The sequence below is a fragment of the Vibrio sp. T9 genome (genome assembly GCF_003123985.1).
Lineage (GTDB): Bacteria > Pseudomonadota > Gammaproteobacteria > Enterobacterales > Vibrionaceae > Vibrio > Vibrio diabolicus.
In genome coordinates, this window is sequence record NZ_NIGY01000002.1 from 346519 (window position 1) to 361838 (window position 15320).

General features: G+C 45.9%; 14 protein-coding genes. 8 read left to right on the forward strand and 6 right to left on the reverse strand.

Annotated elements, in window-relative coordinates; genetic code table 11:
* Positions 1-60: 60 nt before the first annotated feature.
* From rpoD to rpsU, 4 genes are all read right to left on the reverse strand, one after another.
* Positions 61-1923, reverse strand: coding sequence for an RNA polymerase sigma factor RpoD (rpoD, locus tag CBX98_RS05945; RefSeq protein ID WP_005395986.1), 1863 nt, complete (start codon positions 1921-1923; stop codon positions 61-63).
* 99 nt (positions 1924-2022) lie between these two features.
* Positions 2023-3789, reverse strand: a complete 1767-nt coding sequence (dnaG, locus tag CBX98_RS05950; RefSeq protein WP_005379719.1) for a DNA primase — start codon at positions 3787-3789, stop codon at positions 2023-2025.
* A gap of 149 nt (positions 3790-3938) precedes the next feature.
* On the reverse strand, positions 3939-4382 hold the full coding sequence (locus tag CBX98_RS05955) for a GatB/YqeY domain-containing protein (RefSeq protein WP_005395984.1): 444 nt from the start codon (positions 4380-4382) through the stop codon (positions 3939-3941).
* A 27-nt stretch (positions 4383-4409) separates the two neighbouring features.
* Positions 4410-4625, reverse strand: a complete 216-nt coding sequence (gene rpsU, locus CBX98_RS05960) for a 30S ribosomal protein S21 (protein ID WP_001145625.1) — start codon at positions 4623-4625, stop codon at positions 4410-4412.
* A 230-nt stretch (positions 4626-4855) separates the two neighbouring features.
* Between rpsU and tsaD the strand changes: the two genes are divergently transcribed.
* Both tsaD and CBX98_RS05970 read left to right on the forward strand, forming a co-directional pair.
* Positions 4856-5872: a tRNA (adenosine(37)-N6)-threonylcarbamoyltransferase complex transferase subunit TsaD gene (tsaD, locus tag CBX98_RS05965; protein WP_046874179.1), complete on the forward strand. Its 1017-nt coding sequence runs from the start codon at positions 4856-4858 to the stop codon at positions 5870-5872.
* Between the two features lie 175 nt (positions 5873-6047).
* Positions 6048-6863 (forward strand): alpha/beta fold hydrolase, encoded by an 816-nt coding sequence (locus CBX98_RS05970; RefSeq protein WP_109168770.1) that lies wholly within the window; start codon positions 6048-6050, stop codon positions 6861-6863.
* A gap of 34 nt (positions 6864-6897) precedes the next feature.
* Here CBX98_RS05970 and plsY read toward each other — a convergent pair whose 3' ends face one another.
* A complete protein-coding gene (gene plsY, locus CBX98_RS05975; RefSeq protein ID WP_005379857.1) occupies positions 6898-7509 on the reverse strand; it encodes a glycerol-3-phosphate 1-O-acyltransferase PlsY in 612 nt (203 codons plus the stop codon).
* 250 nt (positions 7510-7759) lie between these two features.
* Between plsY and folB the strand changes: the two genes are divergently transcribed.
* From folB to CBX98_RS05990, 3 genes are read left to right on the forward strand one after another with little or no spacing between them, the layout of a single operon-like run.
* Positions 7760-8119 (forward strand): bifunctional dihydroneopterin aldolase/7,8-dihydroneopterin epimerase, encoded by a 360-nt coding sequence (folB, locus tag CBX98_RS05980; RefSeq protein WP_005395977.1) that lies wholly within the window; start codon positions 7760-7762, stop codon positions 8117-8119.
* Positions 8116-8604, forward strand: a complete 489-nt coding sequence (gene folK / locus CBX98_RS05985) for a 2-amino-4-hydroxy-6-hydroxymethyldihydropteridine diphosphokinase (protein ID WP_109168771.1) — start codon at positions 8116-8118, stop codon at positions 8602-8604. Before folB ends, folK begins: the two co-directional genes overlap by 4 nt.
* A 9-nt stretch (positions 8605-8613) precedes the next feature.
* On the forward strand, positions 8614-9417 hold the full coding sequence (locus CBX98_RS05990) for an undecaprenyl-diphosphate phosphatase (RefSeq protein ID WP_006743204.1): 804 nt from the start codon (positions 8614-8616) through the stop codon (positions 9415-9417).
* A gap of 218 nt (positions 9418-9635) precedes the next feature.
* Here the strand turns inward: CBX98_RS05990 and CBX98_RS05995 are convergent, their stop codons facing one another.
* Positions 9636-10856 carry a multifunctional CCA addition/repair protein gene (locus CBX98_RS05995; protein WP_109168772.1) on the reverse strand — a complete coding sequence of 407 codons (1221 nt, stop codon included), beginning with the start codon at positions 10854-10856 and terminating at the stop codon, positions 9636-9638.
* 138 nt (positions 10857-10994) lie between these two features.
* On the opposite strand from CBX98_RS05995, the gene CBX98_RS06000 reads away from it, so the two are divergent.
* From CBX98_RS06000 to ggt, 3 genes are all read left to right on the forward strand, one after another.
* Positions 10995-12611 carry an ExeA family protein gene (locus tag CBX98_RS06000; RefSeq protein ID WP_109168773.1) on the forward strand — a complete coding sequence of 539 codons (1617 nt, stop codon included), beginning with the start codon at positions 10995-10997 and terminating at the stop codon, positions 12609-12611.
* On the forward strand, positions 12611-13294 hold the full coding sequence (locus CBX98_RS06005) for a general secretion pathway protein GspB (protein WP_005395951.1): 684 nt from the start codon (positions 12611-12613) through the stop codon (positions 13292-13294). Before CBX98_RS06000 ends, CBX98_RS06005 begins: the two co-directional genes overlap by 1 nt.
* A 279-nt stretch (positions 13295-13573) precedes the next feature.
* Entirely contained in the window at positions 13574-15304 is a 1731-nt protein-coding gene (gene ggt / locus CBX98_RS06010) for a gamma-glutamyltransferase (RefSeq protein WP_109168774.1), read from the forward strand.
* Positions 15305-15320 lie beyond the last annotated feature (16 nt).

Consider the following 15320-nt stretch of genomic DNA (forward strand, 5'->3'; position numbering starts at 1 on the left):
AATAAAAAAGGTGACCTAAAGTCACCTTTTTTGATTTCTAAAAGCTTGTATGCGCTGCGGTTATTCGTCTAGGAAGCTGCGCAGAGTCTCTGAGCGGCTTGGGTGACGAAGTTTACGTAGTGCTTTTGCTTCGATCTGACGGATACGCTCACGAGTAACGTCGAACTGCTTACCAACTTCTTCTAGAGTATGGTCAGTGTTCATGTCAATACCAAAGCGCATACGAAGTACTTTCGCTTCACGTGGCGTTAGACCTGCAAGCACGTCTTTTGTTGCCACTTTAAGGCTAGTTGCAGTTGCAGAATCTAGCGGCAGTTCTAGCGTTGTATCTTCGATAAAATCACCTAGATGCGAATCTTCGTCGTCACCGATTGGTGTCTCCATTGAGATAGGCTCTTTAGCGATTTTCAGAACTTTGCGAATCTTGTCTTCTGGCATCTGCATACGCTCAGCCAGTTCTTCTGGTAATGGCTCACGACCCATCTCTTGCAGCATTTGACGAGAGATACGGTTTAGCTTGTTGATCGTTTCGATCATGTGGACCGGGATACGAATCGTACGTGCTTGGTCCGCGATTGAACGAGTGATTGCCTGACGGATCCACCACGTTGCGTAAGTCGAGAACTTGTAACCACGACGGTATTCGAACTTATCTACCGCTTTCATCAGACCGATGTTACCTTCCTGGATAAGATCCAAGAACTGTAGGCCACGGTTGGTGTATTTCTTCGCGATAGAAATTACAAGACGCAAGTTCGCTTCAACCATTTCTTTCTTCGCACGGCGAGCTTTTGCTTCACCGATAGACATACGACGGCTGATGTCTTTAATGTTTTGTACGTTTAGAGAAGTCTCTTCTTCAATCATTTTTAGCTTAGCGATTGAACGACGGATTTCTTCTTCGTTACGTTTGATCTTTTCAGCGTATGGCTTATCTGAAGCAAGAACTTCATCCAACCAAGCTTCACTTGATTCATTACCAGTGAACAGCGCGATGAATGATTTCTTCGGCATTTTGCCGTATTCAACCACAGACTTCATGATCAGGCGTTCTTGAGTACGAACGCGATCCATAGCAGTACGCAGTTCATTCACTAGGTGATCAAACTGTTTAGGCGTTAGACGAAACTCGCGGAATACGTCTAGCATCATTTCATTAGCAACGGTCGCTTTCGGGCTGTTATAGCCGTACTCGTTGATTGCTAATTGAAGATTTTGATAGGTGCTGCGTAGTTGGTTGAATTTCTCTAGCGCTAATTCAGGATCGATACCTACATCTTCTTCAGAATCATCTGAATCGTCATCGCTATCTTCGTCGTCATCAACGTCTTCATCGTCTTCTTCTTCTAACTGAGATTCAGTCAGTTCAGAACCGATGTGTGTTGCTGTTGGTGCAGCGGTGTCGTCAGCATCTGGGTCTACAAAACCTGAAATAAGGTCAGTAAGGCGTAGTTCTTCAGCTTGAACTTTGTCAAATTGCTCAAGAATGTACGGAATCGTACCTGGGTATTCAGCAACAGACGATTGAACTTGGTTAATACCTTCTTCAATACGTTTTGCGATGTCGATTTCGCCTTCGCGAGTTAGAAGTTCGACAGTACCCATTTCACGCATGTACATACGTACTGGGTCTGTGGTACGACCAATCTCACTCTCTACGCTAGACAGTGCAGCGGCTGCAGCTTCGGCTGCATCTTCATCGGTAATATTTGTGTCATCGTTCAGTGCTAAATCATCAGCATCAGGAGCAGTTTCTACTACCTTAATGCCCATGTCGTTGATCATCTGAATGATGTCTTCTACCTGTTCTGAATCTACGATTTCAGCAGGTAGGTGGTCATTTACTTCGGCGTAGGTCAGATAGCCTTGTTCCTTGCCTTTAATAACAAGTGACTTTAGCTGTGACTGCGGATTGTGATCCATAGACGGTATCCAACTTCGTAATCTGGTGAAGGAATCAGTATGCGAAATGCAAACCACTTACTATAACAAATTAAATCGTTGCTGACTAATTAAACAGGGTTACGCTTTTAAATCTAGCATAAGTGCTAGCAGCTCCCTTTTCTCTTCGGCTGATAAACCGACACTTCTTGCTTTGGCCTGCAGGTTTTCAATTTGTTTTTCTACGCACTGGGCAATAATTTTATCCAGTGAGTCTAAAAATATTTCTTCTTGGTTGTCCTCATCGAGTGGAATGTCCCAACTCGCGAGACGAGACAGAAGGGTCTCATTTTGGCTGTTTCGCCAATGCTCTAATAATTGGCCTGTGTTGATATGGGGATGCGCTTGGCATTTATCAAGTACATCAACAAATAAACTTAGACCAGGAATGGGTAAATCTCTAACGCTAGTTAGATCTGGCACCATACTTACGTATTGTGGGTTTTGAATCAGTAACGCGATCACTTCTCGCATCGGCGTTCGCTTGATTTCTTTATGAGGTTGAGGCCTTTTATCCTCTTTACCTTGTTTTGAAATTAGCTGCTGTAGTTGGCGTTCATCAACCAAACCCAAACGGCGGCCAAGCAGTTCTCTCAAGTATAGTCTTAAAGTGCCGCCAGGGACTTTGTCGATGAGAGGAACAGCAAGGGTACTCAGCTTTGCCATGCCTTCTTTCGTGCTCATATCGACTTGCTGAGTCAATGAGCTGAACATGAATTCAGACAAAGGCATCGCATTAGACACTTGTTGTTCAAATGCTTGTTTTCCGTTTTGTCGGATATAAGAGTCGGGATCTTCTCCATCCGGCAAAAACATGAATTTTAACTGGCGACCATCAGTTAGGTAAGGCAATGCATTTTCCATGGCACGCCACGCTGCTTCACGGCCTGCGCGGTCACCGTCGTAACAACATACGACAGTGCTTGTTTGCCTGAATAATACTTGCAAGTGATCGCCCGTTGTAGAGGTCCCCAATGAGGCAACGGAATAATCTACGCCATATTGAGCAAGCGCGACAACATCCATATAGCCTTCAACCACTAAAATTTGTGGTGGCTCACGGTACGCTTGTAGTACTTCATAAAGGCCATACAACTCTTTACCTTTATGAAATATCGGGGTTTCAGGTGAGTTGAGATATTTCGGTGTCCCATCACCTAATACTCGACCACCAAAGCCTATTACTCGGCCGCGTCTGTCTCGAATAGGAAACATCACTCGACCACGGAATCGGTCGTAGCGGTTGCCTTTATCGTTTTCAATCAACATGCCGCCCGTGACGAGCATGTCTTGGTTTTCTTTATTCTGGCCAAAGTTCTTACGAACTAAATCCCATTCATCAGCCACATAGCCGATGCCAAACTTCTGGACGATTTCACCAGACAGGCCGCGATCTTTTAGATACTCAATCGCCACTTTACTTGCTGGCTGCTTGAGTTGGTTACGATAAAATTGAGCAATGCTGCCCATTAAGTCGTATAGATTACGTTTTTCACTGCTGCTTGCTTGTGGGCCTGACTGGAACGAACCATTACCGCCGCTACGTTGTTCGCGAGGAACATCTAAGCCCAAGTATGAAGCGAGTTCTTCAATGGCTTCGACGAATTCTAGCCGGTCGAATTCCATCAAAAAGTCGATGGCATTTCCGTGCGCACCACAACCAAAACAATGGTAGAACTGTTTTTCTTGACTGACGCTGAATGACGGCGTCTTTTCGTTGTGGAACGGGCAGCATGCGCCGTAGTTTTTGCCTTTTTTCTTAAGTTTCACACGTGCGTCGATGATATCGACAATATCAAGTCGAGCTAGAAGGTCATCGATAAAACTGCGAGGGATGTGTCCAGCCATAAAACCTAACAAAAAAAGAAGATGATGAGTGGAGTGAATGCTTTAAAAGAATAAGCGTGTTGCTCACTTATTTCATTCCATTCATCCAGATACAAACAAGCCGTGCGTTCCAAAGGATAGCACGGCTTGCTGCAATTGGGTGGGGTATCTTAAGCCAGTTTAGCGCGAACTAAACCGCTTACTTTACCCATATCTGCGCGCCCTTGAATTTGCGGTTTCAGAACGCCCATTACTTTGCCCATGTCTTGCATGCCAGCTGCACCAGATTCAGCAATCGCGTTCTCGATAAGAGCCGCTACTTCTTCGTCTGTCAGTGGTTGAGGCATAAAGTCCTCAAGAACGGTAATTTCTGCTTGTTCCGCATCAGCAAGATCTTGACGACCCGCTGCTTCATACTGCGCTACAGAATCGCGACGTTGTTTAACCATTTTGGTCAATACTGCAAGAATGTCGTCATCGTTCAGAGTGATCTGCTCGTCAACTTCACGTTGCTTGATTGCTGATAGGGCTAAACGAATAGTACCAAGGCGCAATTTGTCCTTGGCTTTCATCGCTAATTTTTGCTCTTCTTTGAGTTGATCAATCAGAGCCATAACTAAATTCCTTTTGGAGCTCAGTTATTAGTACAGGCGAACGCGACGAGCGTTTTCGCGAGCTAGCTTCTTAGCGTGACGCTTTTGAGCTGCTGCTTTAGCGCGTTTGCGAACTGTAGTTGGTTTTTCGTAGTGCTCACGACGACGCACTTCAGAAAGGATACCTGCTTTTTCGCAAGAGCGCTTGAAACGACGTAGAGCAACGTCGAACGGTTCGTTTTCACGTACTTTAACTACTGGCATATGCCTTTCACCTCAGGGGTTATTCGTTAACGCTGGCATTCAACAGACCAAATCACAATTGTTTGGTCTCTTACCAGCTTGATCAAAAATGGTGCGGAATTTTAATCCGATCACAACTACTTTGTAAAGCCTTTTGTCGATTATTGTCTGTACAAAATTTGTTTGCAGCACCAAGGCGAGGTAATATGACGCCCAAATTTCCTCTATACAGAAAGCATACTGAGAAAACCATGCGCATTATCGGTATTGAAACCTCTTGTGACGAGACTGGCATCGCGATTTATGATGATGAAAAAGGTCTGCTGTCACACAAGCTTTACAGCCAAGTAAAACTGCACGCAGATTACGGTGGTGTGGTGCCTGAGTTGGCTTCACGTGACCATGTAAAGAAAACCATTCCTCTTATTAAAGAGGCACTAAAAGAAGCGAACTTAACTTCGAAAGACATTGATGGTGTCGCGTACACCGCGGGGCCGGGTCTCGTTGGTGCACTATTAGTGGGCGCTACTATTGGTCGCAGTATTGCTTATGCTTGGGGAGTGCCTGCTGTACCTGTTCATCATATGGAAGGTCACCTGTTGGCTCCAATGTTGGAAGATAACCCACCACCATTCCCGTTTGTGGCAGTGTTGGTGTCGGGTGGTCACTCGATGATGGTCGAAGTGAGAGGCATCGGTGAGTACAAAATTCTGGGTGAGTCGATTGATGATGCGGCGGGCGAAGCGTTTGATAAAACAGCGAAGCTAATGGGATTGGATTACCCAGGCGGCCCGCTGTTGTCTAAACTGGCAGAAAAAGGCACGCCGGGTCGCTTTAAGTTCCCGCGCCCAATGACTGATCGCCCTGGCTTGGATATGAGTTTCTCTGGCCTGAAAACCTTTACAGCAAATACGATTGCTGCGAATGGCGATGACGAGCAAACTCGCGCAGACATCGCACTGGCATTTGAAGAAGCCGTGTGTGCAACATTGGCGATTAAATGTAAACGCGCGCTTGAGCAAACAGGCATGAAGCGTATTGTTATTGCTGGTGGTGTGAGTGCTAACCGTCGTTTACGTGCAGAGTTAGAGAAGCTAGCGAAGAAAGTTGGCGGCGAGGTTTACTACCCACGAACTGAGTTCTGTACGGATAATGGTGCGATGATCGCTTACGCTGGTATGCAGCGTTTGAAGAATGGCGAAGTGGCAGATATGTCGGTAGAGGCTCGCCCACGTTGGCCGATTGACCAACTGACGCCAGTCGCTTAATCAAACTTATGCGGTAGGTTTGGAATAGATTCACTACGATAAAGGTCTCTGCTCATCAGAGGCCTTTATTTTTAGCTATTCAATGAAAAGCTTCGTTTACACTCTGACTGATGCGAGCAGTTCGGTATCGTTTCAGTGATAGGATGGTGCGGAAGAATAAGAAATGGATATAACAATGAATAAGTTTGAAATTGAAGGTCAGCAACTTGCTTACCTTGATAAAGGTGATGGTCCAGTATTACTGTTTGGTCACAGTTATTTGTGGGATAGCCAAATGTGGGCGCCACAAATTGAAGTTTTAAGCCAGTCATATCGTTGTATTGTGCCAGATTTGTGGGCACATGGTGAGTCAGAAGCGGCCCCTGCATCTACACAGTCATTGGTTGATTATGCACAACATATGTTGGCGTTGATGGATCATTTGGATATTGAAGAGTTTTCTGTAGTGGGCTTATCTGTTGGCGGCATGTGGGGAGCGGAACTGACGGCTCAAGCACCGCAACGTGTGAAATCACTGGTATTGATGGATACCTTCATTGGCTGGGAGCCAGAAGTTACGTATAAAAAGTACTTTGCAATGCTTGATACTATCAGCCAAGTCCAAGCGGTGCCTGCGCCAATTATTGAAGCCGTTGTGCCGCTGTTCTTTGCCAACAACGTCGATCAGGATAACCCTGAGTTGGTCGCTTCATTCAAACGCAGTTTAGAAGACCTCAACGGTGAGCGTGCGGTTGAAGTAGCTCGCATGGGGCGCATGGTGTTTGGTCGCCGTGATGTGATTGAAGATTCGGAAAAATTCGCTCTGCCGACGTTAATTGCGGTGGGCTGTGAAGATAAGCCTCGCCCGGTTTTCGAATCGTATTTAATGAAAGACTGTATCACGGGCAGTGAGTTGGTAGAAATTCCGCAAGCGGGACACATCAGTTGTTTAGAACAACCGGAGTTCGTCAACCAAATGTTGTTGAACTTCCTGAATCGAGTTCATGCATAACCAATGCATCCCTCTTTAAACGAAAAACTCGGCATTAAGCCGAGTTTTTTTGTGTCAGTTTCTTCTCGCCGATTTTTGGCTCGTCGCCAGACAAAAGCCGCCGAATATTTTGATGATGCTTAAATACGATTAAGCAACACAGCATAGCAACAGGTAACGTGTATTGCGGTTTAAACATCCAGGTATAAAACGGAGTGACCAAAACCGTGACGAGAGCCGCTAAGGATGAATAGCGGAATAGCGCGGCTACTGACAGCCAAGTTAACATCACTAATCCTGTTAAGTCCAAACCAATCGGAGCGATAGCGCCAAGCGCGGTTGCGACACCTTTTCCGCCTTTAAAGTGGAAAAAGATGGGGTACATGTGCCCAAGACAGGCAGCAATGGCGATGACGCCAAGAATGATAGGGTCGATACCAAGAAAGTATCCGCCCCACACGGGGATGGTGCCTTTGAGCATATCGCACAACAAGACTGAAACAGCGGCTCCTCGTCCGCCAATACGCAATACGTTCGTTGCTCCAGGGTTGTTGGAGCCTACACTGCGTGGATCTGGCAGTTTTAAGAGTCGACAGATCAAAACCGCACTGGAAACCGAACCCAGTAAATAGGCGGCCATTGTCATTATCAGTGCCAGTGCGTCCATAGAAGTCCTTGATGGATTGGAATTTAATGCTCGGTTCCCGCGTAGTTGCTATCATACCTCGAATTCACATAATGCAGAAATCCTCACTGTGATAGAGCTTGCATTATGTGATTTCTTGTATATAAAGATGCTTTCGCAGTTTATACCTAAGTAACATTGTGATGACCCAAGGAAATGTTACTTAGGTATAGAATACTACGATCAAATTACCCCTCACGGGTATCCGACCTCTGTAATAGAAGGACATAAGATGGCTCTGGATAAAGTTTTTATTGAACAATTAGAAGTAATCACCACGATTGGCGTGTACGACTGGGAACAACAAATTAAACAAAAGTTGGTTCTGGATATCGAAATGGCGCACGACAATAAGCCTGCGGGTAAAAGTGATGATGTGCAAGATGCGTTGGATTACTCGCAAGTGAGTGAGGCGGTACTGAGCCATATTGAAAATGGTCGTTTTCTGTTGGTTGAGCGCGTAGCCGAAGAAGTGGCAGAGCTTATCATGCAGCGTTTCTCTGTGCCTTGGGTGAAAATCCGTTTAGCAAAACCTGGTGCCGTGCCACAAGCACGCGCTGTTGGTGTCGTGATTGAGCGAGGTCAAGCATGATCACCACCTATATCGGTGTTGGTACGAATGTAGAAAGAGAGCAACATGCGCTCGCTGCGTATCAGGAGCTGCTACAGCTTGGAGAAAGTCTCCTCGTATCGCCGGTATATGAATGTGAACCTATTGGCTTTAGCAGCCGGAACTTCTACAACTTTGTCGTTGCAATGCGTACCGAGTTGTCATTAGAAGAGTTGAGTCATCAGCTACGTGAGATTGAATTTAAGTGGGGACGCGAAGAAAATGCGCAAAAGTATCAGGATCGAACACTGGATCTCGATATAGTGTTGTTCGGTGAATGCGTCTCCAAGAAAAAACCTGAGCTACCTCGCAGTGATATTTACAAATATCCTTTTGTCACAAAGCCTCTGTATGATCTCGAACCTCAATTAGTGATCCCAGGCGATGGACGCACAGTCGCAGATATTTGGCATGCAATGCAGCCAGTCGATTCACTCAAACCTGTTTCTTTTTCATTTTTAATTTGAGTTGTTTACATGAGTTATTTTGAAGCCTTTATTCTGGCTCTGATTCAGGGTCTGACAGAGTTTTTGCCTATTTCGAGCTCAGCCCATTTAATCCTGCCCTCCGCCATTTTGGGATGGGAAGACCAAGGTCTAGCCTTTGATGTTGCTGTTCACGTCGGTACATTAATGGCGGTAGTGATCTATTTTCGTCATGAAGTGATCACTCTGTTCCAGGCATTATTTGCTTCGATCTTTAAAGGAGATAGGAGTAAAGAAGCAAAACTTGCTTGGATGATCGTGATTGCGACGATTCCAGCTTGTGTGTTCGGCTTGTTGATGAAAGACATCATTGAAGTGTATCTACGTAGCGCTTATGTCATCGCGACCACAACGATCGTATTTGGCTTGTTGCTTTGGTGGGTAGACAAAAACGCTAAGTTGGTTGCGGATGAATACCAAACGGGTTGGAAGAAAGCCGTGTTTATCGGTATTGCCCAAGCCTTAGCGATGATTCCTGGAACGTCGCGTTCAGGGGCGACCATTACGGCTGCACTTTACCTCGGCTTTACTCGAGAAGCGGCTGCGCGCTTTTCATTTTTAATGTCGATCCCGATCATTACATTAGCTGGTAGCTATTTAGGCATGAAGCTAGTGACCAGTGGTGAACCTGTCCATATTGGCTTCTTGCTGACTGGTATCATCACATCGTTTATCAGTGCATATATTTGTATCCACTTTTTCTTAAAGATGATTTCACGAATGGGCATGACACCGTTTGTGATTTACCGTCTGATTCTAGGTTTCGGTTTGTTTGCGTTCTTGCTTAGCGCCTGATAACGCGACGGATTGGCAGCTTGCTTAACCGCAAGCTGCATACCTAAACCACAACGTCATTCTGAACAGCGACGAAGGAGCGAGGTTCAGAACCTTCTCTCCGAGTTTCTTGTAGCGTTGGCCATTTCTAAAACTTCCCTGCGTGCTGATATTAGATTCCTAGTCTCGCTGGAATGACCTGGCATGAATACAATTCGGTTAATTAATCTGAGCTCAGATCACTTATTCAAAGCGACTCTTACCGCTTCAATCCGTCTCTTTTCTTGTTCATCACGTATTGCCGGGCCTTTAAATCCATCCTTAATGATGCTCTGAACATCTACGGCGGCTGCGGCTTGATAAGCGCGGGTAAAAATCTCAGCTTGAGGATAAGGCTTCTCTTCTAACCCTTTTCGACCTGCATGGTCAGCCTGACAGCATATTAAAATATCTTCTAAGCGCTCAGCTTTGCGCCACACATCGAATTTGTTGAGTATTTTTATGATGGTTTGCGGCTTTAACTCGGCCGCGCGATGGATATTGGAGTGCTGTTCGCACACCATCAAGGCTAAATCACGAAACTCATTCGGCACCCGGACACGCTCGCACAGCTTTTTGATCAGTTTTAACCCTGTATGACAATGCATTTTGTGGCTTGGCCATTCGCTCTCTGGTGTCACCCCTTTGCCCAAATCATGCACTTGGGCGGCAAATCTGACGGGGAGTGAGTCACTCAGTCTTGCAGCTTGCTTTGCTACCATCAAAGTATGGATGCCCGTATCGATTTCTGGATGCCATTTTTCTGGTTGAGGTACGCCAAATAGTGCATCAATTTCAGGTAAAACAACGGCCAATGCCCCACAATCTCTTAGAATCGATAAGAAGATATCAGGGCGAGGGGTGGAGAGGGACTTATGCCATTCTTGCCAAATACGCTCGGGAGTCAGTGTGCTCAGCTCCCCAGACTCTGCCATGTGGCGCATTAAGCGCATGGTTTCGTCGGCAACCGTAAAGTTTAGATCAGCCAGCTTTGCTGCGAAGCGAGCGACACGTAAAACGCGTAGAGGGTCTTCGACAAAGGCGTCTGAGACATGGCGTAGGAGTTTATTATTGAGATCTTTCTGGCCGCCGTAAGGATCATGGAGCTTACCTGCATCATCCATTGCCATTGCATTAATGGTTAAATCACGACGAATTAAATCCTCTTCTAAGGTGACACTTTGATCAAAGAAACACTCAAAGCCAGTGTAACCAGAGCCTGATTTTCTTTCTGTTCGCGCAAGTGCATGTTCTTCTTTACTTTTTGGGTGCAAAAATACAGGAAAGTCTTTACCAACGGCGGTGTACCCTTGGGACAGCATCATCTCGGGAGTCGCACCTACGACCACCCAGTCGTTGTCATAACTATCAATTCCGAGCAATTTATCTCGAACTGCGCCACCTACTAAATAAACTTGCACGAATTACCTCTTAATTTATTGATATGCCGTTGGACATTGTAGCAAGCAATGGTACTTTTCTTTACTCCCGAGAGTAGATGCAGCTATGTTTATATTATATCTGACTATTCCCTGGTGGTTTTTTAGCTGGAGAGCCTAATGTATAAGGACTTTTTTGGGTTTGTAGAACAACCATATTCGATTGTTCCAAACTCGCGTTATTTGTATTTAAGCCAACGTCACAAAGAGGCAATCACACATCTCCAAGCCGGGCTAGGCGATGGCGGTGGTTTTGCTATGCTTACTGGCGAAGTGGGTACAGGCAAAACGACCGTCGCAAAAGCGATGCTGGCGAATTTAGGTGATAACACCAAAGCGGGTCTGATCCTAAATCCCACGTTTTCGAGTCGAGACTTGCTCGAAGCTATTTGCGATGAATTCAAAATTACTTACCCGCCAGATGCAAACCTCAAACAGCTAAACCAAGTGATTCACAAATACTTGCTGCGTAATTATCGTTCAGGCTGGCAGACATTGCTGGTCATTGATGAGGCTCAACACCTTGCTGCCGACGTTTTAGAGCAGCTACGTTTGTTGACCAACTTGGAAACCGATACCAGAAAACTGCTCAAAGTGTTGTTGGTCGGACAGCCTGAATTACAGCGGTTATTACAAACGACGCAACTACGCCAGCTCGCTCAGCGCATTACTGGGCGTTATCACTTGTTGCCGTTGGATGAAAAAGAGACAGAAGATTACATCGCGTTTCGATTACATACGGCAGGTGGTGACCAGCAACTGTTTAATCGTGCTTCTTGTAAACTCATTGCCAAATACAGTCACGGCATCCCGCGCTTGATTAATCTTATCTGTGATAAATCTCTCAACATCAGTTATCACCAAGGTAATGTGGTGGTGGATAAGCAAACCGTTCAGCAGGCCTGTGAAGAGGTGATGCAGTTTCAGGCAGATATTTATCAGCAAGATAAAAAAGAGCGCCGTACTTTCCGTTGGCCTGCTTGGGGCTCTGTTACGGTGGGTCTTATTGCTGCATTAGGTACGGGGTGGGCGGTCGTTAATTATATGCCAGCTCAAGCAACGTCAGTGTTGGCGCAAGTGACCGCACCAAGAGAGGAGCCAACGCCAATAGTCGTCAACCAACAATTGACAGATGATCAGCGTGACTTATTGTTAGCACAAAAACAGTCGAATCTCGCCGTGAATGATTTGTATCGTTTGTGGGGTTATCAAGCATCGGTTCGCGACAATCTTTGTTTATCAGAACCCCAATCGACCATGCGTTGTGAGCGTAAAATGGCGACCTGGCCGCTGCTGATGCAACAAAATCGCCCTGTGATTTTGGAGTTGAATTATCAAGGTGATGTTGGGTATGTCATTTTGTACGCCGTCGGTAATGACAAAGTCGAAGTGCTCAATGGCAAGCAGCGTCTGCGTCTGCCTATTTCGTGGCTAAAGCCGATGTGGCAAGGCAATATCATTGAACTGTGGCAAGCGCCGTTGAAAGAGACATTACGTTTAGACATGGAAGGCCCTGCGATCGAAGTATTAGACCGATTATTAGCAGAAGCGGTAAGTGAGCCACTGCTTGAAACGTCTATTTTTGATGGTGCGATGAAAGAGCGAGTCGAGTTATTCCAACGTTGGCAAGGTATCGGGGTCGACGGCATTGCAGGTAAGCGGACGCTAGATCGTCTTCAACAAAACGTGCAGCCAGATGCGCCTCAACTGGCACGAATCGAGAAGGAGGACGCATAATGTCAGCCATGAAACATATTGGTTTGTTCTTGTTGCCGATCACCGTTGCTGCAATCGGAGTTGCTTGGTATTTAGATCTCCTTACGCCTCATGCTGAAGCTAGTACTTCCGCCCCTAAGGCTAAGATGGAAGCGGAACAACCGTTCAAAGCATTGGACTATCCTGAAACTACTCAGTTGGCGCAATTGCCAAGAGAGTGGCCAAGTGCAGAGCTGTCTCGTGATTTTGGTACGTTTGCAACATCTGATGAATACGTGAGTAATACAGCAAACAAAGACGAGATAGAAACATCTGTATCAACTCAAGGCACTTCAGTAGTTGAAGAGGACCTAGGTTTGTCTCTGGATGATCTTGACTTGTCCTCATTATCTCCTGATTTGGCGCGAAAGGTCGAAAATGCGTTATCCCGAGATGATGCGCCTTCACCACAAACGGTGCGCGTGAACGATTTAGAGCGCAACGCTCACCAATGGCAAGGGCGTTTACCTGCGCTCAATTTGCAAACTCACATGTACGCCAGTGATGAAAATCGCCGCTGGGTGAAAATTAACAATGTTGAATATCATCAAGGAGACGTTGTTGATGGGCAGGTCACATTAAGAGAAATACAACCGCAAGCGGTGATTGTCGAGTTCCAAGGTGAGCAAATTCGTATCCCTGCGTTGTATGAGTGGAAAGGGTAGCCGTTTTTTAGAGTAAATCATCAAGCCAGCGAGGTCATGTCGCTGGCTTTTTTGTTTCTCATAAGGTCTTTTTTTATCTATTTGAATGATGATTTTTAGGGACTCACACAAGCTAAATATAGCTTTTCTCAGTCGTTTAAATTACATCAATATCAGTCATGTATTAGTAGAATGACTCCAGTCAGCGTTGTGTAAAAAAGCACCATATTGACGAACTTCGTCATCACGACCTGGTCCACGTTAGACCCCATGAAATAACAGGAGTCTATACAGAGACACATGCGTATTCTGATTTTTTCTTTAAGTGTTGTTGCGTCGTTAAGTTACGCAGCAAAGCCGACCCCTTTCCCTATAACACCAGATAATAACGGACAAGATTTTATGGTCAGCGCGACCAACCCTTACGTGAGCAGCACTGGTTATTCAATATTGAAAGAGGGCGGGAACGTCGTTGATGCCATGGTCGCGATGCAGATGGTGATGTCTGTGGTTGAACCGGATATGACGGGAATTGGCGGCGGTACTTTCGCGCTGTTTTATCAACATGACAAGCAGAAGTTTTTAGCCCTTGATGGGCGAGATGAAGCGCCGTCTAGCGCTCACCCTGAGATGTTTATTGAAAATGGGAAAGCACTCAGCCGCGATGAAATTTTGGGGCCTCGCTCCGTTGCAGTGCCGGGCACCTTACGTCTGCTTTATTCCACTCACGAGCAATACGGCAAATTACCATGGTCTGAGTTGGTTCAACCTGCGATTAAGCTCGCGCGTGATGGGTACGCGATGAACAGCTATACCTATGATATCGTCGTGCGAGAGCAAACGCGTTTGGCTCGCGATCCAGAAATTAAAGCCTTGTATTGGCAAGATGATGAAGTGAAGCCTACAGGGACGTTAATGAAGAACCCTAAAATGGCTGAGACGCTAGAGAAAATAGCCCAGCAAGGCGATCGCTATTTGTATGGTGGTGCACTTGGTCAACATATTGTTGATACGGTGAATCGTCGTATTAACGATCAGCATGAGAAATTATCGTTAGAGGACTTTAAAAACTATCAGGTGAAATCTCGCGATATTATTGAAAGCGATTATCGAGGCAACAAAATCGTTTCGTTTGGTTACCCGGCCTCTGGCGGTGTGATGGTCGCTCAAAGTCTGAAACTGCTGGAGCCGTACGATATATCTCAGATGGCATTAACTGATGTAGAGCCTTGGCGTTTAATGACCGAGGCGATGCGCTTAGCAAAAGCTGATCGTATTGCGTATGCCGGAGATCCGGATTATGTGGAAGCACCAGTTGAACAATTGTTATCTAAAACCTATTTGGACCAGAGACGTGATTTAATCCCTGATAATGGCACCTCGAAAGAGAATCCAAAAGCCGGACAGATAACGCAAACTCAGTATGCGCAATATCAAGGCTTCGAGAGCAAAGATACAGGGCACATTTCTATCGTTGATAGGGAAGGTAATGCGATTGCTATGACCAGCACCGTTGGCACGGGAATGGGATCTGGTGTCATGGTTGATGGCGTTATCTTGAATGCACAAATGGCAAACTTTTCACCTCAACCAACGCTTAACGGTAAGCCTACTCAAAACTCGATTGAAGCGGGTAAGCGTCCACGCTCAGCCATTACGCCATTAATGGTGATGGACGGCGATGATAACTTGCGTTTGGTTGTCGGTTCACCAGGAAGTTCGCAAATACCGGGGTATGTACTCAAAACCGTGGTTGGCGTGCTGGATTGGAAGTTATCAGCGCAAGAGGCTATTGACTTACCAAACATCCAGTACGGTACCAAGATAGATCGCACCAAGTCTTATGACCCGACTGGCTTGCTGGTGGAAAAGAAAACCTTCGCAGAAATGTTGGTGCCGGAGTTTATGGAGCTTGGCTACCCAGTACACGTTATTCCAGTGGTAAGTGGTTTGAATGCAATTGAGCTAAAAGATGGCAAGCTTTATGGCGCAACGGATCGTCGTCGAGCATCTAGTTCAATGGGGGAGTAGTGCAGATTTCCGTAAA

Bases quoted from the DNA above. Each gene is read 5' to 3' on its own strand.
- CBX98_RS05970 (WP_109168770.1), top strand. From the start codon at position 6,048: ATGAATAAGTTTGAAATTGAAGGTCAGCAACTTGCTTACCTTGATAAA.
- CBX98_RS06005 (WP_005395951.1), top strand. From the start codon at position 12,611: ATGTCAGCCATGAAACATATTGGTTTGTTCTTGTTGCCGATCACCGTT.
- dnaG (WP_005379719.1), bottom strand. From the start codon at position 3,789: ATGGCTGGACACATCCCTCGCAGTTTTATCGATGACCTTCTAGCTCGA.
- folB (WP_005395977.1), top strand. From the start codon at position 7,760: ATGGCTCTGGATAAAGTTTTTATTGAACAATTAGAAGTAATCACCACG.
- CBX98_RS06000 (WP_109168773.1), top strand. From the start codon at position 10,995: ATGTATAAGGACTTTTTTGGGTTTGTAGAACAACCATATTCGATTGTT.
- CBX98_RS05955 (WP_005395984.1), bottom strand. From the start codon at position 4,382: ATGGCTCTGATTGATCAACTCAAAGAAGAGCAAAAATTAGCGATGAAA.
- tsaD (WP_046874179.1), top strand. From the start codon at position 4,856: ATGCGCATTATCGGTATTGAAACCTCTTGTGACGAGACTGGCATCGCG.
- ggt (WP_109168774.1), top strand. From the start codon at position 13,574: ATGCGTATTCTGATTTTTTCTTTAAGTGTTGTTGCGTCGTTAAGTTAC.
- rpsU (WP_001145625.1), bottom strand. From the start codon at position 4,625: ATGCCAGTAGTTAAAGTACGTGAAAACGAACCGTTCGACGTTGCTCTA.
- plsY (WP_005379857.1), bottom strand. From the start codon at position 7,509: ATGGACGCACTGGCACTGATAATGACAATGGCCGCCTATTTACTGGGT.
- rpoD (WP_005395986.1), bottom strand. From the start codon at position 1,923: ATGGATCACAATCCGCAGTCACAGCTAAAGTCACTTGTTATTAAAGGC.
- folK (WP_109168771.1), top strand. From the start codon at position 8,116: ATGATCACCACCTATATCGGTGTTGGTACGAATGTAGAAAGAGAGCAA.
- CBX98_RS05990 (WP_006743204.1), top strand. From the start codon at position 8,614: ATGAGTTATTTTGAAGCCTTTATTCTGGCTCTGATTCAGGGTCTGACA.